The organism is Pseudomonas sp. B424, assembly GCF_055408345.1.
On sequence record NZ_JBUZTL010000019.1, the window covers coordinates 34,033 to 55,141 of the forward strand.

Below are 21,109 nucleotides of genomic sequence, written 5' to 3' on the forward strand. Positions count from 1 at the left end.
CTTATCGCCCGCAAGGCTGCCCGTTATTTGACCCTTGCCGCCGATAACAATATTTCCCTCAGCTGCGTCGTTTTCGTCAACTTTGGAGTGTTTACAACAATGGCAAAAATCGTCGACATCAAAGGTCGTGAAGTTCTCGACTCCCGTGGCAATCCCACTGTGGAAGCGGACGTGCTTCTCGACAACGGCATCATCGGCAGCGCTTGCGCGCCGTCCGGTGCATCCACCGGTTCCCGTGAAGCGCTGGAACTGCGTGATGGCGACAAGAGCCGTTACCTGGGCAAGGGCGTTCTGAAAGCCGTTGCCAATATCAACGGCCCTATTCGTGATTTGCTGCTGGGTAAAGACCCGGTTGACCAAAAGGCGCTGGACCACGCGATGATCGCGCTGGACGGTACTGAGAACAAAGGTTCCCTGGGTGCAAACGCCATTCTGGCTGTGTCTCTGGCTGCTGCCAAAGCCGCTGCCCAGGACCAGGACCTGCCGCTGTACGCGCACATCGCCAACCTGAACGGCACTCCGGGTGTTTACTCGATGCCGGTTCCGATGATGAACATCATCAACGGTGGCGAGCACGCAGATAACAACGTCGACATTCAAGAGTTCATGGTTCAGCCGGTTGGCGCCAAGACCTTCTCCGACGCGCTGCGCATGGGCACCGAAATCTTCCATCACCTCAAAGCTGTGCTCAAGGCCCGTGGCCTGAACACTGCCGTGGGCGACGAAGGCGGTTTCGCACCTAACCTGGCTTCCAACGAAGATGCACTGAAAGTGATCTCCGAAGCGGTAGCCAACGCCGGTTACACCCTGGGCACTGACGTGACCCTGGCTCTGGACTGCGCGGCCAGCGAGTTCTATGAAGATGGCAAGTACAACCTGTCGGGCGAAGGCCAGGTCTTCAACTCCGAAGGCTTTGCTGAATACCTGAAAGGTTTGACTCAGCGCTACCCGATCATCTCCATCGAAGATGGCCTGGACGAGTCTGACTGGGATGGCTGGAAAATCCTGACCGACAAAATCGGTGAGAAAGTTCAGCTGGTAGGTGACGACCTGTTCGTGACCAACACCAAAATCCTGAAAGAAGGCATCGATAAAAAGATCGCCAACTCGATCCTGATCAAGTTCAACCAGATCGGTACCCTGACCGAAACACTGGAAGCTATCCAGATGGCCAAGGCCGCTGGTTACACTGCCGTGATTTCGCACCGCTCCGGCGAAACCGAAGACTCCACCATTGCCGATCTGGCAGTGGGTACTGCTGCAGGCCAGATCAAGACCGGCTCGCTGTGCCGTTCCGATCGCGTTTCCAAGTACAACCAATTGCTGCGTATCGAAGAGCAGTTGGGCGCAAAAGCCAAGTACAACGGTCGCAGTGAATTTCGCGGTTGAGTGCTGAATGGTAAAAAGACAGCAGATTGTGTCGGAAAATTCGCCAAGGTGAGGCTTTTGACATTAATCTGATGCTTATCAGTACAAGCCTGGTTCTTCCAGGCTTTGTACTATTAGTTGTTTACGTTTGTCGGCATGGCTGTCTTTTCACTGGATACCTGATATTCGATGCGCAGTCCCAATTGGTTGTTTCTCATCTTGCTCTTGCTGCTGGCTGCCCTACAGTATCGCCTGTGGGTGGGGAATGGCAGTTTGGCGCAGGTTACCGACCTGACCCAGCAAATCGCCGATCAGCGTGCTGAAAACGAAATCTTGCTGGAGCGTAACCGCGTGCTCGATGCGGAAGTGCTTGAGCTGAAAAAAGGCATGGAGACCGTTGAAGAACGTGCTCGCCATGAGTTGGGCATGATCAAAGAGGGTGAAACCCTCTATCAGTTGGCCCAATGAGTTTCTTGTCACCGGCCTTCTGGGCCGTGATTCCTGCCGCGGGCGTTGGTGCCCGTATGGCCGCAGACCGTCCCAAGCAATATTTGCAGCTGGGCGGACGCAGTATTCTCGAACACAGCCTTGGCTGTTTTCTCGACCATCCGGGTCTCAAGGGGCTGGTGGTCAGTGTCGCTTCTGATGATCCCTTTTGGCCGACGTTGACTTGCGCCACAGACCCTCGCGTCGTACGTGTGGACGGTGGGCGCGAGCGTGCGGACTCGGTGCTCAATGCGCTGTTGCACCTGCATGCGCAAGGTGCGGCAGATGACGATTGGGTTTTGGTTCACGATGCGGCACGTCCAAACCTGTCACGTGAAGATCTGGACAAGCTGCTGAACGAGCTGGCTGACGACCCTGTGGGTGGTTTGCTGGCTGTGCCGGCGCGCGACACGCTCAAGCGCGTGGACAAAAACGGTCGCGCCGTTGAAACCATTGATCGCAGCTTGATCTGGCAGGCATATACGCCGCAGATGTTCCGCTTGGGGGCCTTGCACCGAGCCTTGGCTGACAGCCTGGTGGCCGATGCGACCATCACCGACGAGTCTTCGGCGATGGAGTGGGCCGGCCTGGCCCCGCGTCTGATTGAAGGCCGTTCGGACAACATCAAGGTCACCCGCCCGGAAGACCTTGAGTGGCTGCGGTTGCGCTGGGTCAATCGCTGAGCAAAGCATTGGGCTCTGACCAATTGTGGGGGCGGGCTTGCTCGCGATACAGGCGGCGCGGTTTTTCAGGCGTACCGAGGTGATGCGATCGCGAGCAAGCCGAATCGTCGCTCCCACAGTAACTATGCGCGGTGCTTAACGCTGATACTCCTCTCTTATCGCCAAACCTTCCTTCAGATAATCCACCAGCTTTCTGACTTTGGGCGACAAGTGCCGCTGCTGCGGGTACAGCGCCCAAACCGCGGTGTTGGGGGGCTGATGGGTGTCGAGCAAAGACACCAGCGCCCCGGTCTTCAAATGTTCCAGCACGTAATAGTCCGGCAGCTGACACAGCCCTACACCTTGTAGCGCTGCATCCAGTACCGCTTGCCCGCTGTTGCAGCGCCAGTTGCCTTGCACCCGTTGGGAAAACTCTCTTCCGTCCTGTTGCAGTTGCCACAGGTCCGAACTGCCAATCAAGCAGTTATGCCGGCTCAGTTCCGACAGGCTGTGAGGGCGGCCGTAATGCTCAAGGTAGGAGGGCGAAGCGCATACATACATGCGCCTGGGCGCAAGCCGCGTGGCCACCAGCCTTGAGTCCTGCAGACGCCCCAGCCGAATCGCCAGATCAAGGCTTTCATGCACCAGGTCCAATGGTCGATTGCTGAGCTCTATATCGACCCGCAACTGCGAGTACAACCCCATAAAGCGCGTGACCAGCGGCACAATAAAACGCTCGCCATAGGCCACCGCGCAGGTCATGCGCAGCATGCCTTTGGGTTCGCTGGCCAGATCACCGACAGCTCGCAGTGCTTCTTCGCGCCCGTCTTGCAGGCGCTGGCAATGTTGTAAAAAGGTATGCCCTGCTTCGGTCAACGTCACCTTTCGGGTACTGCGATAGAACAGGCGGGTTTGCAGGCGCTCTTCGAGGCGGGCGACCTGGCGACTGATATGTGACGATGAAACCCCAAGGCGTTCCGCTGCTGCAGTGAATTGGCTGCACTCGGCCACGGCCACAAACTCGTCGATGCCTTCCCAGCGGTTTTCATTCACGGCTGATTATCCCTGTATGGCAATAATGTTTTGCTTTTGCCTGGATTATTAATCACCCGGCGCTGATTTACACTCGGCGTCTTGTTTTTACTTTGCTGGAGACGATCGATGATCAAGTCACGTGCTGCCGTAGCGTTCGAGGCCAAAAAGCCGCTGGAAATCGTAGAAGTTGACGTTGCCATGCCCAAGGCTGGCGAAGTGCTGCTGCGGGTTGTGGCGTCGGGCGTTTGCCATACGGATGCCTACACCTTGTCGGGCGCTGATCCGGAAGGCATCTTCCCGTCGATCCTGGGCCACGAAGGCGGCGCTATCGTCGAGGCAATCGGCGAGGGCGTGACTTCGGTTGCTGTCGGTGATCATGTGATCCCTCTGTACACACCGGAGTGCCGCAAGTGCAAGTTCTGCCTGTCCGGCAAAACCAACCTGTGTCAGGCAATTCGCGCGACCCAAGGCAAAGGCTTGATGCCAGACGGTACTACGCGCTTCTCCTACAAGGGGCAGCCGATTTTCCATTACATGGGGACTTCGACCTTCTCGGAGTACACCGTACTGCCGGAAATATCGGTCGCGAAAATCCAGAAAGATGCACCACTGGAGAAGGTTTGCCTGCTGGGTTGCGGCGTGACCACCGGTATTGGTGCGGTGCTCAACACTGCCAAGGTCAAGCCGGGCGACACGGTGGCCATCTTCGGTCTGGGCGGCATTGGCCTGTCGGCGGTTATCGGCGCGGTGAAAGCCAGGGCGGCGCGCATCATTGCCATCGACATCAACCCGGCCAAGTTTGAAATCGCCCGGCAGTTGGGTGCCACTGATTGCGTGAACCCGAAAGACTTCGATCGTCCGATTCAGGAAGTGATAGTCGACATGACCGACGGCGGTGTCGATTTCTCCTTCGAGTGCATCGGCAATGTGCACCTGATGCGTGCGGCGCTGGAGTGCTGCCACAAGGGTTGGGGCGAGTCTGTGATCATCGGTGTGGCCGGTGCCGGTCAGGAAATCTCCACCCGTCCGTTCCAGCTTGTGACCGGTCGCGTCTGGCGCGGTTCGGCATTTGGCGGCGTGCGCGGTCGTACTGAGCTGCCAAGCTATGTCGACATGGCGCAAAGCGGCGAGATCCCGTTGGATACCTTCATCACCCACACGATGGGTCTGGAAGATATCAATAAGGCATTTGACTTGATGCACGAAGGCAAAAGCATCCGTACTGTCATCCATTTCTAACTAACAGCAGCAAGCCTTAAACGCCTAAATCCCCCTGTGGGCGCGGGCGTTTTACTTGCTGTCTGGAGCTGCCCATGACATTGGAAAATATCTCCTGCCAGAAAAGCTTTGGCGGCTGGCACAAGCGTTACAGGCATCGCTCGCAAGTGCTGGGCTGCGACATGGTATTTGCCGTGTATCTGCCACCTCAGGCCGAGCAGGGCGCAAAGTTGCCGGTGCTGTACTGGCTCTCTGGCCTGACCTGTAATGATGAGAACTTCATGCACAAGGCCGGGGCGATGAAGATGGCCGCCGAACTGGGGCTGATCATCGTCGCGCCTGACACCAGCCCCCGTGGCGAAGGTGTGCCGGATGATCCCCAGGGCGCCTGGGATTTCGGTCTGGGCGCGGGCTTTTACCTGAATGCCACTCAGGAACCTTGGGCCAAGCATTATCGGATGCACGATTATGTGGTGCAGGAGTTGCCCGCGTTGGTCGAGGCGCATTTCCCGGCTTCGCAGAAACGCGGTATCAGCGGGCATTCGATGGGCGGGCACGGGGCGTTGGTCTGTGCGCTGCGCAACCCTGGGCGCTATCAGTCGGTGTCAGCGTTTGCGCCGATCAGCAACCCGATGGACTGCCCGTGGGGGCAAAAGGCGTTCTCCCATTATTTGGGCGATGAGCGTGCGCGCTGGCGTGAGTGGGATGCGAGCGTGTTGATGGGGGAGGCACGTGAGAAGCTGCCGCTGCTGGTTGACCAGGGTGACCGGGATGACTTCCTGGCCGTTCAGCTCAAACCCGAAGCGCTGCAACAGGCTGCCAAACTGGCCGACTACCCGCTGACCTTGCGTCTGCAGCCGGGCTACGACCACAGCTATTTCTTTATCGCCAGTTTCATTGACGACCACTTGCGCCATCACGCCGATGCTCTGAGCTAATAGCGCCCAATGTTGGTCAAAGTAGGTAGAATCACGCCCTGACTTAATCGGGGCGTTTTTTTATGCGTATTGGCCACGGCTATGATGTGCACTGTTTCGCTGAAGGCGATTTCATAACGTTGGGCGGCGTGCGGATCTCCCACAAATTCGGGCTGCTGGCCCACTCTGATGGCGATGTCTTGCTGCACGCCCTCAGCGATGCCTTGTTGGGTGCTGCGGCACTGGGCGACATCGGCAAGCATTTTCCGGACACCGATCCGACCTTCAAGGGCGCTGACAGCCGCGTCCTGCTGCGTCATGTCGTGGGTCTGATCCATGCCAAGGGCTGGAAAGTCGGCAATGTCGACAACACCATCATTGCCCAGGCGCCGAAAATGGCGCCGCATATTGAAACGATGCACGCGCTGATTGCGGCGGATCTAGAGGTTGATTTGGACCAGGTAAACGTAAAGGCCACCACCACCGAAAAACTCGGTTTCGTAGGGCGTGAAGAAGGTATCGCGGTGCATTCCATTGCGTTGTTGGTTCGCGCATGAACGAGTTTGATTTGCTGGGCCCGCGTGCCTACGGCGAAGCCTTGGGCACTGCGGTGCTCAAAGCCACGGCAGAGGACTTCCAGGTCGACGAAGTACTGGATATCCCGCTGTCCGGAGACGGCGAACACCTATGGTTGTGGGTCGAAAAACGCGGTCTGAACACCGAAGAAGCTGCCCGGCGCATTGCCAAGGCGGCGGGCGTGCCTTTGCGCACGGTCAGCTACGCGGGCCTCAAGGACCGTCAGGCGTTGACCCGCCAGTGGTTCAGCGTGCAGTTGCCCGGCAAGGCAGACCCTGATTTGTCGGGCGCAGAAAACGACACGCTGAAAATTCTCAAAACCTCACGCCACAAACGCAAATTGCAGCGTGGGGCCCATGCGGCCAACGGTTTCACCTTGCGCCTGACGCAAATGGCCGGTGACAAGGACGCACTGGAGCAGCGCCTTCAGTTGATAGCCAGGCAGGGCGTGCCGAACTACTTCGGTACCCAGCGTTTCGGCTGGCAGGGCGGCAACCTGGGCGAGGCCCGTGACTATGCTGCGCGCAAGGCCTTGCCTGAGCAGCGCAACGTTCGTTCGCGGTTGCTATCCACCGCCCGCAGCTATCTGTTCAATCAGGTGCTGGCGGCGCGGGTGGCCGATGGTAGCTGGCAGCGGGCACAGGTCGGCGATTTGCTGGCCTTTACCGACAGCCGCAGTTTTTTCCCGGCTGGCGAGGCCGAGTGCAGCGACCCGCGACTGGCCATTCTCGACCTTCACCCCACCGGTCCGCAGTGGGGTGAAGGCGAATCACCGACCACCGGCGTGACCCATGCGCTGGAGCAATCCATAGCAGAGCGCGAAGCGGCTCTGCGTGACTGGCTGGTTCGGGCAGGCATGAGCCATGAGCGACGCATCCTGCGACTGCCCATTGGCCGGTTGACGTGGCATTATCCGGAGCCTGACATTCTGCAACTGGAATTTGTTTTGCCGGCCGGATGCTTCGCCACTGTCCTGGTGCGAGAGCTTGTTGATCTGGTGCCGTTGGATCAAACGGATAGCCTATGCGTATTCTGATTTCAAATGATGATGGGGTGACTGCCCCGGGCCTGGCTGCGCTCTATGGTGCATTGGCCGATTACGCCGAGTGCGTGGTCATTGCGCCCGAGCAGGACAAAAGCGGAGCGAGCAGCTCGCTGACGCTGGACCGGCCCCTGCATCCGAACACCCTGGCCAATGGCTTTATCAGCGTTAATGGCACCCCGACCGATTGTGTGCACCTGGGCCTTCACGGCTTGCTGGAGCAACAGCCGGACATGGTGGTTTCAGGCATAAATCTGGGTGCCAACCTGGGTGATGATGTGTTGTATTCGGGCACCGTGGCTGCTGCACTTGAGGGTCGTTTTCTGGATCGTCCTTCGTTTGCCTTTTCGTTGGTGTCGCGTCAGGTAGACAACTTGCCGACTGCGGCGTTTTTTGCGCGCAAGCTGCTTGAGGCCCACCGGTCGCTGGACTTGCCTGCGCGCACTGTCCTGAACGTGAATATCCCCAACCTGCCACTGGACAAGATCCGCGGCATTCAACTTACCCGCCTTGGGCATCGCGCACGCGCAGCAGCGCCGGTTCGGGTGGTTGATCCACGGGGCAGGGCCGGCTACTGGATTGCAGCGGCAGGTGACGCCGAGGACGGCGGGCCGGGTACGGATTTCCATGCGGTGATGCAGGGGTATGTCTCGATCACGCCGCTGCAACTGGATCGCACCTTTGGCGATGGCTTCAAAAACCTCAATAGCTGGCTGGAGGGTATGGGCTAATGGCACGCGAGCAGGATGGCATGATGCACCGCGGCATTGGCATGACTTCAGAGCGCACTCGTGAGCGGCTGATTCAGCGCCTGCGTGAAGAGGGCATCGTTAACCAGAACGTGCTTGAAGTCATTCGTCGTACGCCACGGCATTTATTCGTGGATGAGGCCCTGGCCCATCGGGCCTACGAAGACACCGCGCTACCGATCGGCAATAACCAGACCATTTCCCAGCCTTACATGGTGGCGCGCATGAGTGAGCTGCTGCTTGAGGATGGGCCGCTGGACAAGGTGATGGAGATCGGCACCGGCTCGGGTTATCAAACGGCCGTACTCTCGCAGCTGGTTGAGCGGATCTTTTCGGTAGAGCGCATCAAGGTGCTGCAGGATCGGGCCAAAGAGCGGCTGCTTGAACTCAACCTTCGCAACGTGGTGTTCCGCTGGGGCGATGGCTGGGAAGGCTGGCCTGCGCTGGCGCCCTACAACGGCATTATCGTGACGGCAGTGGCCACCGATGTACCTCAGGCATTGCTGGACCAGTTGGCTCCCGGTGGGCGCCTGGTGATCCCGGTGGGCTCGGGCGAGGTGCAGCAGCTGATGTTGATCGTGCGCGAAGAGCACGGTTTTGCCCGGCGGGTGATCGGCAATGTGCGCTTCGTGCCACTGCTCAACGGGCCGCTGGCCTGATCCTTTGTTCAGATACGGGTGAATTATGGGGGCAGGCGCAGGTCATACTGCGCAACGGCAAGACCCTGCCCACTGCCCGGCAGCTTACAGATTGGGCTTTGCAGTCTGTAAAAGCCCTGTAGACAGTTATACTTGCGTCAATTCATGGCCAGTTCTGGCGTTCAACTATTTAGCCATCTTCAAAGGGAGCGGCGGGTGAGTCTCACAGTCATTGCGCAGCGTATGGGTACCAAAAGCTATCAGAGACTGGTGGCCGGTCTATTCCTGAGTGCCACACTGGCTTTGCTGGCAGCGTGTTCCAGCACCCCGAAAAATGGCGTAAACGTCGTTGACCGTAACGGGGTGGCCCAGCGGCCGGCAGTGACCACGGGCCAGTACGTCGTGCGTCGTGGCGATACGTTGTTCTCGATTGCCTTTCGCTACGGCTGGGACTGGAAGGCTTTGGCGGCACGAAACAATATCGCGGCTCCGTTCACTATTGTCCCAGGTCAAACAATTCGCTTCGACGGACGCGCTGGAACCAAGCCCGCAGCGGGCACGACAACGACCGTAGTCTCCTCATCCTCTGGCAGCAAGACGACAGTTATCAAGCGTTCAGGCGCCGCAACTGCAGCGCCTGCGGCGGTTGCGGCCTTGCCGGCAGGCCCTGCACCGAAGGGGTGGGGATGGCCTTCTAATGGGATTTTGATCGGCAAATTTTCTTCAAACGGTAGTTTGAATAAAGGTATTGATATCGCCGGGGATTTGGGACAGCCTGTTTTAGCTGCGTCTGATGGCTCGGTTGTTTACGCCGGCAGTGGATTGAGGGGCTACGGCGAACTGGTCATCATCAAACACAGTGATACCTACGTCAGTGCTTACGGACATAACCGTAGGCTGTTGGTTCGGGAGGGGCAGCAGGTCAAGGTCGGACAGACAATTGCCGAAATGGGGTCAACTGGTACAGACCGGGTGAAACTTCACTTTGAAATTCGCCGTCAAGGTAAACCTGTAGATCCACTGCAATTCCTTCCTCGCCGTTGATCGGTTACCAGCCTGTTCCTGATGTGGATAAGGAACAGGCTCCAGCGTTGCCAAGGATATAGGCGATGCTTGAGCTTGAGGTCGAACTCACCAAAGGACTATAGCAATGGTTCTCAATAAAGAAGCGCCGGGGTTTGACATCGACGATGAGGTGCTCCTTATGGACTCCGGCATCGACAGCGACCTGATGTCAGAAGAAGACGATTCGACCCCTACAGCTCGCACCAAGTCCAAAAAAGCACCTGCTACAAAACAGCACAAGTACATTGACTACACGCGGGCGCTAGACGCGACCCAGCTGTACCTCAATGAAATTGGCTTCTCCCCGTTGCTCTCCCCTGCAGAAGAAGTTCACTTTGCGCGTTTGTCGCAAAGCGGCGATCCGGCCGGGCGCAAGCGCATGATTGAAAGCAACTTGCGACTGGTGGTGAAAATCGCCCGTCGTTACGTCAATCGTGGGTTGTCGCTGCTGGACCTGATCGAAGAGGGCAACCTGGGGCTGATCCGGGCCGTCGAGAAGTTTGATCCCGAGCGTGGGTTCCGCTTCTCGACTTACGCCACCTGGTGGATCCGCCAGACGATTGAACGGGCGATCATGAACCAGACCCGTACCATTCGTTTGCCGATCCATGTGGTCAAAGAGCTCAATGTCTATCTGCGGGCTGCACGTGAACTCACGCAAAAGCTCGATCACGAACCCTCCCCTGAAGAAATCGCCAATCTGCTCGAGAAACCAGTTTCCGAGGTCAAGCGCATGCTTGGGCTCAATGAGCGGGTGTCATCGGTAGACGTTTCTCTGGGCCCTGACTCTGACAAAACACTGCTCGATACCCTGACTGATGACCGGCCTACAGATCCTTGTGAGCTGCTTCAGGACGATGATTTGTCGCAGAGCATTGACCAGTGGTTGTCCGAGCTGACGGACAAGCAGCGCGAGGTGGTGATCCGCCGTTTCGGGTTGCGGGGTCATGAAAGCAGCACCCTTGAAGATGTGGGGCTGGAAATTGGCCTGACACGTGAACGCGTGCGCCAGATCCAGGTCGAGGGGCTCAAGCGTCTGCGAGAGATTCTTGAGCGCAACGGTCTGTCGAGCGAGTCGCTGTTCCAATAACGCGGGATGTGTCGGCTAAAAACCCCGAGCGATTCGGGGTTTTTTTTTGCGCCCATTATTTAGCGCCAAGGCCCCTGGCTTGCAACCTGTGCGCTGCCAGGCTGGGTTTGATACGGAACGTCATGGATGAGAGTGAATATTATCTGCGTGCTGCTGTAAGCCTTCGCTTACTTTATGTGTAAGCCTGTGACGTTATCTAGGTAAGTGAGTATCTTTCTCTTACTTGGTTTTTTTATAAGTTATTGAAATTAAAAGTTTTTATTTTTTATGTGAAGTTATCGTGTAATAAAAATCTATAACTGCCGTGGTTGCAGCAACTCAATAAAACTCTAGTATTTGAATTGTGTCGACGGATTGATACGGCGCTCACGGAAGAACGCAGAAGGACATCGCAGGACGCGATTCATCAGGATGATGAGAAGGAAAAAAGGGACTAGGGAAAAAATGTGGGCGGGTCAAACCGCCCCTTTTTTCGCCCCTGGAAAAGGGCCCTTGATGGCAACCTTCACAGGTTGGACACGCTCAGCCAATGCGCTGGTGCAAGGCTTACAGCAAAACGCCCGAGGTCAATGACCTCGGGCGTTTTGCGTTGTGGAGCCGGGGTGCCGGTGCTTACAGCGCCGGATAGTCGATGTAGCCTTGTGCGCCTTTGGAGTAGAAGGTTTCCGGGTGCGCCTCATTAAGCGGTGCATCGGCTTTCAGGCGTGCAGGCAGGTCAGGGTTGGCGATAAACGGTACGCCGAAGGCAACAGCGTCAGCCTTGCCGGCAGCCAGCCAGGCATTGGCGCTGTCCTTGGTGAAGCTTTCGTTGGCGATGTACGGGCCGCCAAAGGCTTCCTTGAGCTGTGGGCCGAGGCTGTCTGCGGCAATATGCTCGCGGGCACAGATATAGGCGATGCCACGCTTGCCCAGCTCGCGGGCTACATAACCAAAGGTTTCAGCCAGGTTGTCATCACCCATGTCGTGCAAGTCGGCACGAGGTGACAAATGCACGCCCACGCGGCCTGCGCCCCATACATCGATTGCCGCATCGGTGACTTCCAGCAACAGACGGGCGCGGTTCTCTACGCTGCCGCCGTATTGGTCGGTGCGCTTGTTGGTGCTGCTTTGCAGGAACTGATCGAGCAGGTAACCGTTGGCACCATGGATTTCCACGCCATCAAAACCTGCCGCTTTGGCGTTTTCGGCGCCTGTGCGGTAGGCCTCGACAATATCGGCGATCTCAGCGGTTTCCAGTGCCCGTGGCGTCGGAAAATCAACCTTTGGACGAACCAGGCTGACGTGGCCTTTGGCAGCAATGGCGCTAGGGGCAACAGGTGCTTCGCCGTTCAGGTACATCGGGTGCGAGATGCGGCCAACATGCCACAGCTGCAGGGCGATGCGCCCACCGGCAGCGTGTACGGCCTTGGTGATATTGCTCCAGCCGCGAACCTGATCGTTGGACCAGATGCCCGGCGTGTCCGGGTAGCCGACGCCCATTGGGGTTACCGAGGTGGCTTCGCTCAGGATCAGGCCGGCCGATGCGCGCTGAACGTAGTATTCGGCCATCAGTGCGTTTGGAACCCGACCTTCATCGGCACGGCAGCGAGTGAGCGGGGCCATGATGATGCGGTTGGGCAGTTCGAGGTCGCCCAGCTTGATCGGATCGAAAATCGTAGTCATTTATGCAGCCCTCTCAAGGATCAGTTTGTAGCGGTGACCAGCTCGGCATTGCCGCTCTGGCGAAAAGTAATCAGGGTTACCAGCAGTGCCAGTACGGCCAGTGCTGCAGCCGCCAGTGGAACGCTGGTGAGGCCGAAACCGTGGGCGATGACGCTGCCGCCAACCCAGGCGCCCAGGGCATTGCCGACGTTGAAAGCACCGATGTTCAAGGTTGAAACCAGGTTGGGGGCGGCCTTGCCGAAGGTCACGACGTTGATCTGCAGCGCCGGTACGGCGGCAAACGAGGCGGCGGCCCAGAGGAACAGGGTGATTTCGGTCGGGATCACTGCGACGCTGGTCCAGGTCAGTACGGTCGACATCACTGCCATCGCGATAAAAACCCCGATCAGGGTAGCGGCCAGGCGTTTGTCGGCCAGCTTGCCGCCGATGATGTTGCCCACCGTCAGGCCCAGGCCGATCAGCAGCAAGGTCCAGGTCACGCCGCTTGGCGAGACGCCAGTGACATCGCCGAGCAGGGGCGCTACATAGGTGAACAGGGTAAACATCGACGCAGAAAACAATGCGGTCATGCTCAGGGACAGCCAGATGCCAGCACCTTTGAGTGCAGCCAGTTCGGCACGCATGTCGAGTTTTTCTTCGTCACGCTTGGCGGGCAGGAAGCGGATCAGGCCGATCAGGGCCACCACACCGATCACGGTGACTGCAAAAAACGTCGAGCGCCAACCTGCGGCCTGGCCCAGGGCCGTGCCCAGGGGGACGCCCAGCACGTTGGCCAGGGTCAGGCCGGTGAACATCAATGCCACCGCTGAAGCGCGCTTGTTGGCAGGCACCAGGCCTGCCGCGACGACAGAGCCAATCCCGAAGAACGCGCCGTGGCACAGGGCTGTCACTACGCGGGCAAACATCAGCACGTTGTAATCACTGGCCAGGGCGCACAGCAGATTGCCGATGATAAAAATCACCATCAACGCTACCAGAGCGGCTTTGCGCGGCAATTTGGCCGTCGCCAGCGCCATGAACGGAGCCCCGATGGCCACGCCCAGCGCGTAGCCGGTCACAAGCCAGCCGGCACCGGGGATGGACACGCCCAGATCGGCTGCGACATCAGGCAGCAAGCCCATGATCACGAACTCGGTGGTCCCGATGGCGAAAGCGCTGAGCGCCAGAATGAGTAGCGAGAGGGGCATGGAAGTCCTTGTTAAAGCTCTTGGCTGATTTTTTCGAGGAAGACCTTGATGGTTTCCTCATTACGTTTGAAGAAGTGCCACTGACCATGTTTTTGGCTGGTAATCAGGCCCGCTCGTTGCAGCGTTGCCAGGTGGGCAGAGACCGTCGACTGCGACAGGCCGCAGAGTTGATCAAACTGTCCGGCGCACACGCCATGTTCGGTGGAGTGGATTTGGTCAGGGAACGAGGCATCAGGATTTTTGAGAGCGTTGAGAATTTCTCGGCGTACTGGGTGTGCCAGGGCTTTTATTATTTCGTCGAGGTCAATCGGCATGGTGGCAGTGCTCAATGGGTACAACGTTATATCGCGATGAGGCGAACTTTAAATCGTTGTATCGCGATATACAAATATGAAAATGATCTTAGATCAGTACAAATCGGTATATCGGGTTATAACGATATGGGTGTGGCAGTGTTAAACTGCGCGCCATGAATTATCTCGCACATCTGCACCTTGGCGGCCAGCGCCCTGAAGAATTACTCGGCAGTCTTTATGGCGACTTCGTCAAAGGGCGGCTGCACGGTCAGTACAGCCCTGAGATTGAACTCGGGATTCAACTGCACCGCAGCATTGATGTTTTCACTGACAACCACCCACTGGTGGGTCAGTCGTTGTCGCGGTTTACCCGGACCCGCAGGCGCTATGCGGGCATTGTGCTCGATGTATTTTTCGATCATTGCCTGGCACGGGACTGGAGCCAGTATGCCGAAGGGCCGCTGGAGCGTTTCACTTCGGACTTTTATCGGGTGCTGGTGGCCGAGCAGCAGTTGCCACGGCGGCTTGCCACCATCGCACCGCACATGGCGGCGCATGACTGGCTGGGTTCGTACCAGGATTTTACCGTGCTGGAGCAGGTGTTCAACGGCATAGCCCGACGCTTGTCGCGCCCCGAAGAGCTGGCCGGAGCGATGCAGGATCTAAACGCTTTGTACGAACCGCTCAGTGAGGATTTTCGAGCGTTCTATCCGCAGTTGCAGGCGTTTGCGGCGGGCTGTTACCGGCAGGGCTATCCGTAACCGCTGCCGAGGCACGAAAGCTGCGTTCGGCAGCGCAGCGCCCCTGGACGTACTTCACGCCAGCGCCGTCGCCCGCGTGTTGGCTGTAACCCAACTGATGTATTGAGTACATATCCGGCATTCGCGTTTAACTGAAATATGGGCTTCGCTCTTACAGCGAGTCCCTTTTGGAAGGACCCGAAAGGAGCCCGAATGTCCTCGCCCCGGCATCCATGCCGGGAGACCCACTGCGCAGAACCTCCACTCGGCCTCCCGAAGGGGCGGGCAGATCAAAGGCGTCCGAGGCGGTCGACCTGTTTGGTGGCGGGATCTGTGACGCCTCCAATCCGCTGTGGGAGAGAGCCTGCTCGCGAAGGCATCACTGCGGTTTGCCAGAAAGATCGCGTCGTCTGCTTCGCGAGCAGGCTCGCTCCCACAAAAAAGGGTGCTGCTTCAAATCTGATTATTGCCTTTGCCTCGCCATTGTCCGTGGCGCGGCGTGCCCCCAAACAGTGCCGTAGGGCAGGGCCTTTTTGGTTCCTTTTGTGGCTGTTTCACAAAAGGGACTCACCGTAAGGGCGAAACCATAATTTCAGTTAAACGCGAATGCTGGATATGTACTCGCAATTCCAGTGAAGGCCACCGGGTACACAGTGCCGCTCAGATCATCGCTCCCACTCTTTCCGGCAATGGGTCTGTTTGCGCCACCGGCGCAGTCACCACCCGCCTTATCGCCTCCTGCGCCCTGAACGCCAGCACGGCGCGCTCTTGCGCCTGGCTGGCTATGGGCTCAAGAAGGTGGATTTCGACTTCAGCCTGTTCATGGCTGAACAAGCGCAGCAAATGTGACAACAAATCGTCATCGCCGATAAAAGGTGCGATCGCATCAGGCTCGCCGTCGCGCAAATAGCGGATGGCTACAGGCTGCAGCGGCATCTGGGTATCGATCGCCGCCGATAACAGCCGGCCATGGAAGGTGCGCACCGAGCGCCCGTCGGTGGTGGTGCCCTCAGGGAACATCAACAGGGGGAGCGGGTGTTGCAGGTGGCGGGTCATTTGTTCGCGGATCATTTGGCTGTCCCCCGCACCCCTGCGGATAAACAGACTACCGGCCTTGGCCGCCAGCCAGCCGGCGACGGGCCAGCCTCGGACCTCAGCCTTGGACAGAAACGACAGCGGTGTCAGTTGCCCCAGCAGCGCAATGTCGGTCCATGACACGTGATTGCTCACCCACAACATTGGCGTTGCCGGCAGCTCGCCCACGACGGTGACGCGAAAGGGCAGGGCGTTGCTCAGGCGTGTCATGAAAAACTGCGACCAGCGCTGGCGCCGGTCCATTGTGCCGTTGAGGTTAAAACGCTCAAGTACCCCGAACACGCTAGCCATGCTCAACCCCAGGCTTACGACCCCGAGAACCCGTGCCACTCGGCCATACCGGCGCAAGCGGCTCATTACATGGCCGCCTTGAAGTGGCGTGCATAGCGTGGGCACAACTCATCGCGCTTGAGCAAAATAAATACGTCAGCCACCTGGAAGTCCTCATCCCAGCAGGGCTCGCCGCAAATCTTGGCACCCAGGCGCATGTAAGCCTTGAGCAGAGGTGGCATTTCGGCAATGACATTGGCTGGTATGTCTTGTGTCGGTAATGGCTTTTTGGGTTCTGCGCGCAAATGTTCCGTACACAGATAGCGCTCGCGCAGGCGCTGCATGATGGCCTGGGCCTGGATGCCACCATCCTGCATCGGGATGCTGGCGCAGCCCATCAGATACCGATAATTGCCCTGGTTGAGCACTTCAGCCAATTCGCCCCAGAGCACGGTAATGGTGCCACCGTTGCGGTAGGCCGGGTCGACGCAGGTTCGGCCGATCTCAAGGATCGGGCCCTGCAAGTGAGCCAGCCCGTGCAGGTTGAACTCTTCTTCGCTGTAAAAGTGGCCGATGTTTTGTGCTGCGCTGTGATCGAGCAAGCGGGTGGTGGCTACCAGTTTGCCGCTATTGAGGTCACGTACCCCGATATGTTCGCAATACAGGTCGTAACCGTCCTCGTCCAGCCCGTGCTCGGCGCCTTTGAGTTTGGCCTTCAACTCGTCGCTGAATACACGAAAGCGCAGGGCCTGGGCCTCACGCAAAGCGTCAGGCCCGATCAGGCGTTCTGCCTGCAGGCGGCGTTCTGGTGCGGTGTCGCGGATACGGGCGATCTGGGACATTGCGAATCTCCGTGCAGGCACTGTGCCCGCTCTGGGTTTCTGCCAATCGACTGAGGTGTGCAACTTCAGGCTAGGCAGGTGCAATGTCACCACTGTGACGTTTGGGTGATGCTTGTATGACAGCCGCCCGGGAGGAACTGTCGGTCCCGGGAGACGTCCTAACACTGTGTAAAAAAGTCCAGCCAAAACCGTTCACCAGGTTTAATGTTCACCCACGTTTATTTGTCGATGAGTTTTTATGTTCAAAGCGTTGTTATCTTCTGCTTGTGCCCTGTTGCTGACCCTGGGTGTGAGCCTGCCTGCCCAGGCCAATTGGTACCTGGACGGTGAGTCATCACGGCTTTCGTTCATCACCACGCAAAATGCCAATAGTGCCGATGTGCATCGTTTCCTGGTGCTGCACGGCAAAGTCGACCGCAAGGGGCATGCGCAGTTGCGAATCGAGATGGACTCGGTCAACAGCGCAGTACCGTTGCGTGATGAGCGCATGCGAGACGTGCTGTTTGATTTCAAGCACTTCCCCGAAGCGCAAATCACCGCGCAGATAGACCTGCAACCGATCAACGATCTTGCCTCCGGGGCGCAGCTGGAGCTGCACTTGCCGGTCACGGTCAGCTTGCGCGGCAAGCAACATACCTATGAGGCCCAGTTACTGGCCACGCGCCTTGATGAACGGCGTTTCCAGGTGGTGACACTGGAGCCGCTGATGCTGCAGGCCGAAGATTTTGGCCTGCAGCCAGAACTCGAAACCTTGCGCAAATTGGCCGGGTTGTCGGCGATCAGTTTTTCAGTACCGGTGGGCGCGGTGCTGATTTTCACGGCTCGCTAAGATGGCCGGCGCGGTTTTTGGGTGGCGCAGCGACAACCAGTTCGAGCTGTTGATCGACGGGCCGCAATTTTTCCCTCGAATGCTCGCCGCCATTGAGCATGCGCAAGAACAGATTGATCTGGAGTTATATCTGGTGGAGGCCGGTGGCTGCGCCGAAGCCATCATCCACGCCCTGGAGCAGGCGGCCTGGCGCGAGGTGCGGGTACGTTGCCTGTTTGACGGTTACGGCAGCCTGGGGTTAAGCCTGAGCCTGCGTCGCCGATTGACCGAGGCCGGCGTGGAGCTCAGGTTTTACAACCCTCTGAGCTGGAGACGGGGGCTGAGCAACCTGTACCGCGATCATCGCAAGCTGTTGCTGGTGGATCAGCAATTGGCCGTGGTCGGGGGGACCGGAGTGACGGATGAGTTTTGGCGCCCCGACGAAAATACCTGTGACTGGCATGAAGTCATGGTCGAAATTCAAGGCCCGCTGGTTCAGGACTGGCAGATGCTGTTTGATCGCCAATGGCGCGCGAACATCAGCCGCAAAGCGTGGAAGCCGGCGACGCACTTTGGGCTTGCGCACCTGCCACGCGTGCCCGAGACCGGTGAGGGCATGGGGCGCGTTGCCTACGCCGATGCACGCCAGCATCGCGATATCCTGCAATCGCTGGTGCGGGCGATCAACAGTGGCCAGAAGCGTATCTGGCTGGCCACCCCTTATTTCCTGCCTACCTGGAGCGTGCGACGTTCACTGCGTCGTGCGGCGGGGCGGGGCGTTGATGTGCGGTTGTTACTGACAGGCCCGCGCACCGACCATCCTTCTGTGCGTTATGCCGGTCATCGTTACTACCCGCGGCTGCTCAAGTCCGGGGTGCAGATCCTGGAGTACCAGCCTTGTTTTCTGCACTTGAAAATGGTGCTGATAGACGATTGGGTCAGTATCGGTTCGTGCAATTTCGACCACTGGAACCTGCACTTCAACCTTGAGGCCAACCTCGAGGCGCTCGACCCTGCGCTTACGCAAGCGGTGGTCGCCAGCTTTATTGCCGATTTCGCACAGAGCCAGCCCATCAGCCTGCAAGCCTGGCAGTCACGGCCACTCTGGCGTCGGGTAAAACAGCGCATCTGGGGTTGGGTTGATCGGGTGGTGGTCAATATTTTGGGGCGACGGCACTAGAATTTACCCGGCACGCGGTTACATAACCGTTGAGAACGTGCAGAATCCAGTCACTTCACGTGTAGTGAAAAAAGCGTGAGGCACGATTTTTTCTGGAGCGTTTTGCATGACACCTTCGCTGTTACTGGCCGTACTGGCTTCGGGCTTTATCTATGGCATCACCCCGGGTCCAGGCGTGCTCGCTGTTTTTGGCATTGGTGCTGCGCGCGGGCGCCGTGCCGGGGCCGGGTTTCTGTGCGGGCATCTGCTGGGTGATGTGATTTGGTGCAGCACGGCGTTGATTGCCATCGTGGGGGCGCGTGAATTTGGCAGCACGGCGTTCAATGTGCTCGGTCTGATCAGCGGTCTTTACCTGTTTTGGCTGGGTTTGCGCGCGGTTCTCGCCAAGAGCGGCAGCGTTGCCCGGCAAGGGCCGGCACGTCAGCCGTTTACCCATGGCATTTTTTTCGGCCTGACCAACCCCAAAGCCTACCCTGTGGCGGTGGCAACGTTCACGGCACTGCTTTCCAGTCGTGCAGAACTGCTCACCTGGGCCATGCTGCCATGGTTGATCGCTTTGAGCTTTGTAGGCGGGGCAGTGGCTTATGCCATTTTGGTGGGAGTTGTGGGGGCAGGGCAGGTCAGGGCGCTGTATCAGCGGCATGAGCTGCTGATTACCCGACTGTGCGGGGTCATGTTTATCGGTTTTGCTATCAGTGCGCTGATGCATGCGCTGCCCGGGTTGTTGCGTACTATCGTGTGAAGTAAGTCGCAGGGAACGCAGTGCGATCTACGGGTCAGGGATGAATATTGAGGTTTAGCCCTGAGGCATCCAGCGGTCCTATGGACATCAAAAGTTACCTGGCCCAAGCCGCTTTTATTGACCTGCTGCTTGACGCCGTGTGTGTGGTCGACAGCGCAGGTACCTTCGTTTATGTCAGTGCTGCCTGCCAGCGCATCTGGGGCTATGAGCCGCATGAACTGATAGGTACACCCATGATCAACCTGGTTTTCCCGGGGGATCGTGAGCGAACGCTGCTCGCGGCCAACGAGATCATGGCCGGGGCGCACAAGCTGAACTTTGAGAACCGTTATGTGCGCAAGGACGGGCAGATAGCCCATATCCTGTGGTCTGCCCGTTGGTCGCCAACCCATCAGATGCGCATCGCCGTTGCTCGCGACATCACCGAACGCAAGCAGGCCGAGTCGCGACAATCGGCACTGTTCGCCATCTCGGAGGCCGCCCAGGCCGCAGAGGATTTACTGGCACTGTTCAAGCATGTGCACCAGCTCATAGGGCAGTGGCTGCCGGCGTTGAATTTTTCGGTCGCACTCTGCGATCAGGTTCAAGGTGCGCTGAGCTTTCCCTATCACGTTGACGATCACCCCCTGCCGCAGCTCTGCGAGGTCAGCCACCTGAGCGATCAGGTCATTCGCAGCGGCCAGTCCATGCTGCACGGTTCTGAAAATACACCGTCATGGCTGGGCGTTCCCCTGACCACCCAAAATGGAGTTATCGGTGCGCTGGTGGTCAAGAGTGCCCGGGGGGAAGAGCGTTACACCGAGCAGCACAAGGATCTGCTGCAATATGTATCGACCCAGGTGGCCGCGGCCATCGAGCGCAAGCAGTTGCACGCACGCCTGCAGTATCTGGCGCAGTACGACGCCTTGACCCTTTTGCCCAATCGGGAGCTGTTGTACGACCGCCTGAACCGCGCATTGGTGCATGCGAAGCGCGAGCATGAGTGCATGGCCGTGCTGTATGTCGATCTGGACCATTTCAAGCTGGTCAACGACAGCTATGGGCATGCGGTCGGTGATGGCCTGTTGCAGCAGATTGCTTGTCGCTTGAAAGACTGCGTGCGAGAAAGTGACACCGTTGCCAGGATGAGCGGTGATGAGTTTGTGTTGATACTGGAGAAGCTGGCGCTGCCGGAGCACGCGCTGATTGTGGCTGAAAAACTGCGCCTCAATCTCAGCCAGCCTGTAGTGATTGATGGCCATACACTCAACGTTTCCCCCAGTATCGGCATCGCGGTTTACCCCGAACACGGGGAGCAGGCTCAGCAGTTATTGAACTATGCGGACACGGCGATGTATCGGGTGAAAAATAGCGGGCGAGGGTAAGGCTGTACCCTGTTTGAGTCAGTTGCAGGCGCCCAGGCGCTCATGTCGTGATGAGCAAGGATATCGGGTCTGACGCA

Annotated in this window: 22 protein-coding genes; 16 read left to right on the forward strand and 6 right to left on the reverse strand. The window is 58.2% G+C overall.

Annotated elements, in window-relative coordinates:
* Positions 1 to 99: 99 nt before the first annotated feature.
* The 3 genes from eno (at position 100) to ispD (ending at position 2,537) form a co-directional block, all read left to right on the forward strand.
* Positions 100 to 1,389, forward strand: a complete 1,290-nt coding sequence (gene eno, locus ACZRMS_RS19325; protein WP_463996605.1) for a phosphopyruvate hydratase — start codon at positions 100 to 102, stop codon at positions 1,387 to 1,389.
* A gap of 168 nt (positions 1,390 to 1,557) precedes the next feature.
* Positions 1,558 to 1,836: a cell division protein FtsB gene (gene ftsB, locus ACZRMS_RS19330; RefSeq protein ID WP_048359890.1), complete on the forward strand. Its 279-nt coding sequence runs from the start codon at positions 1,558 to 1,560 to the stop codon at positions 1,834 to 1,836.
* Positions 1,833 to 2,537 (forward strand): 2-C-methyl-D-erythritol 4-phosphate cytidylyltransferase, encoded by a 705-nt coding sequence (gene ispD, locus ACZRMS_RS19335; RefSeq protein ID WP_463996606.1) that lies wholly within the window; start codon positions 1,833 to 1,835, stop codon positions 2,535 to 2,537. Before ftsB ends, ispD begins: the two co-directional genes overlap by 4 nt.
* A 135-nt stretch (positions 2,538 to 2,672) precedes the next feature.
* On the opposite strand, the gene ACZRMS_RS19340 is transcribed toward ispD, so the two are convergent.
* Positions 2,673 to 3,569 (reverse strand): LysR family transcriptional regulator, encoded by an 897-nt coding sequence (locus ACZRMS_RS19340; RefSeq protein ID WP_463996607.1) that lies wholly within the window; start codon positions 3,567 to 3,569, stop codon positions 2,673 to 2,675.
* Between the two features lie 108 nt (positions 3,570 to 3,677).
* Between ACZRMS_RS19340 and ACZRMS_RS19345 the strand changes: the two genes are divergently transcribed.
* The 8 genes from ACZRMS_RS19345 (at position 3,678) to rpoS (ending at position 10,846) form a co-directional block, all read left to right on the forward strand.
* Complete coding sequence (locus tag ACZRMS_RS19345; protein WP_463996608.1) at positions 3,678 to 4,790, forward strand: S-(hydroxymethyl)glutathione dehydrogenase/class III alcohol dehydrogenase; 1,113 nt, start codon at positions 3,678 to 3,680, stop codon at positions 4,788 to 4,790.
* A gap of 74 nt (positions 4,791 to 4,864) precedes the next feature.
* Positions 4,865 to 5,707: an S-formylglutathione hydrolase gene (fghA, locus tag ACZRMS_RS19350; protein WP_463996609.1), complete on the forward strand. Its 843-nt coding sequence runs from the start codon at positions 4,865 to 4,867 to the stop codon at positions 5,705 to 5,707.
* A 62-nt stretch (positions 5,708 to 5,769) separates the two neighbouring features.
* Positions 5,770 to 6,243 carry a 2-C-methyl-D-erythritol 2,4-cyclodiphosphate synthase gene (gene ispF, locus ACZRMS_RS19355; RefSeq protein ID WP_463996610.1) on the forward strand — a complete coding sequence of 158 codons (474 nt, stop codon included), beginning with the start codon at positions 5,770 to 5,772 and terminating at the stop codon, positions 6,241 to 6,243.
* Positions 6,240 to 7,298, forward strand: coding sequence for a tRNA pseudouridine(13) synthase TruD (gene truD, locus ACZRMS_RS19360; protein WP_463996611.1), 1,059 nt, complete (start codon positions 6,240 to 6,242; stop codon positions 7,296 to 7,298). The genes ispF and truD overlap by 4 nt, the downstream gene beginning before the upstream one ends.
* Entirely contained in the window at positions 7,286 to 8,035 is a 750-nt protein-coding gene (surE, locus tag ACZRMS_RS19365; RefSeq protein ID WP_463996612.1) for a 5'/3'-nucleotidase SurE, read from the forward strand. Before truD ends, surE begins: the two co-directional genes overlap by 13 nt.
* 41 nt (positions 8,036 to 8,076) lie before the next feature.
* A complete protein-coding gene (locus ACZRMS_RS19370) occupies positions 8,077 to 8,712 on the forward strand; it encodes a protein-L-isoaspartate(D-aspartate) O-methyltransferase (RefSeq protein WP_193790183.1) in 636 nt (211 codons plus the stop codon).
* 195 nt (positions 8,713 to 8,907) lie between these two features.
* Positions 8,908 to 9,735 (forward strand): peptidoglycan DD-metalloendopeptidase family protein, encoded by an 828-nt coding sequence (locus ACZRMS_RS19375; protein ID WP_463996613.1) that lies wholly within the window; start codon positions 8,908 to 8,910, stop codon positions 9,733 to 9,735.
* 187 nt (positions 9,736 to 9,922) lie between these two features.
* On the forward strand, positions 9,923 to 10,846 hold the full coding sequence (gene rpoS / locus ACZRMS_RS19380; protein WP_463996667.1) for an RNA polymerase sigma factor RpoS: 924 nt from the start codon (positions 9,923 to 9,925) through the stop codon (positions 10,844 to 10,846).
* A 612-nt stretch (positions 10,847 to 11,458) separates the two neighbouring features.
* On the opposite strand, the gene ACZRMS_RS19385 is transcribed toward rpoS, so the two are convergent.
* The 3 genes from ACZRMS_RS19385 to ACZRMS_RS19395 are packed head-to-tail and all read right to left on the reverse strand — an operon-like array spanning position 11,459 to position 14,009.
* Positions 11,459 to 12,508, reverse strand: a complete 1,050-nt coding sequence (locus tag ACZRMS_RS19385; protein ID WP_463996614.1) for an alkene reductase — start codon at positions 12,506 to 12,508, stop codon at positions 11,459 to 11,461.
* 20 nt (positions 12,509 to 12,528) lie between these two features.
* Positions 12,529 to 13,695 carry an MFS transporter gene (locus tag ACZRMS_RS19390; protein WP_463996615.1) on the reverse strand — a complete coding sequence of 389 codons (1,167 nt, stop codon included), beginning with the start codon at positions 13,693 to 13,695 and terminating at the stop codon, positions 12,529 to 12,531.
* A gap of 11 nt (positions 13,696 to 13,706) precedes the next feature.
* On the reverse strand, positions 13,707 to 14,009 hold the full coding sequence (locus tag ACZRMS_RS19395; protein ID WP_019822239.1) for an ArsR/SmtB family transcription factor: 303 nt from the start codon (positions 14,007 to 14,009) through the stop codon (positions 13,707 to 13,709).
* Positions 14,010 to 14,164: 155 nt separating this feature from the next.
* Here ACZRMS_RS19395 and ACZRMS_RS19400 point away from each other — a divergent pair, with 155 nt between their 5' ends.
* Entirely contained in the window at positions 14,165 to 14,752 is a 588-nt protein-coding gene (locus ACZRMS_RS19400; RefSeq protein ID WP_463996616.1) for an acyl carrier protein phosphodiesterase, read from the forward strand.
* A gap of 639 nt (positions 14,753 to 15,391) precedes the next feature.
* On the opposite strand, the gene ACZRMS_RS19405 is transcribed toward ACZRMS_RS19400, so the two are convergent.
* Together ACZRMS_RS19405 and olsB are read right to left on the reverse strand one after the other, a co-directional pair.
* Positions 15,392 to 16,183, reverse strand: a complete 792-nt coding sequence (locus ACZRMS_RS19405; RefSeq protein WP_463996617.1) for a lysophospholipid acyltransferase family protein — start codon at positions 16,181 to 16,183, stop codon at positions 15,392 to 15,394.
* A complete protein-coding gene (olsB, locus tag ACZRMS_RS19410) occupies positions 16,183 to 16,938 on the reverse strand; it encodes an L-ornithine N(alpha)-acyltransferase (protein ID WP_463996618.1) in 756 nt (251 codons plus the stop codon). The genes ACZRMS_RS19405 and olsB overlap by 1 nt, the downstream gene beginning before the upstream one ends.
* Before the next feature lie 238 nt (positions 16,939 to 17,176).
* On the opposite strand from olsB, the gene ACZRMS_RS19415 reads away from it, so the two are divergent.
* The 4 genes from ACZRMS_RS19415 (at position 17,177) to ACZRMS_RS19430 (ending at position 21,032) form a co-directional block, all read left to right on the forward strand.
* Positions 17,177 to 17,767, forward strand: coding sequence for a YceI family protein (locus tag ACZRMS_RS19415; RefSeq protein WP_463996619.1), 591 nt, complete (start codon positions 17,177 to 17,179; stop codon positions 17,765 to 17,767).
* A 1-nt stretch (position 17,768) separates the two neighbouring features.
* A complete protein-coding gene (locus ACZRMS_RS19420; protein WP_463996620.1) occupies positions 17,769 to 18,926 on the forward strand; it encodes a phospholipase D-like domain-containing protein in 1,158 nt (385 codons plus the stop codon).
* A 106-nt stretch (positions 18,927 to 19,032) separates the two neighbouring features.
* On the forward strand, positions 19,033 to 19,668 hold the full coding sequence (locus ACZRMS_RS19425; RefSeq protein ID WP_463996621.1) for a LysE family translocator: 636 nt from the start codon (positions 19,033 to 19,035) through the stop codon (positions 19,666 to 19,668).
* An 80-nt stretch (positions 19,669 to 19,748) separates the two neighbouring features.
* Positions 19,749 to 21,032 (forward strand): diguanylate cyclase domain-containing protein, encoded by a 1,284-nt coding sequence (locus ACZRMS_RS19430; protein WP_463996622.1) that lies wholly within the window; start codon positions 19,749 to 19,751, stop codon positions 21,030 to 21,032.
* The last annotated feature ends 77 nt before the right edge of the window (positions 21,033 to 21,109 follow it).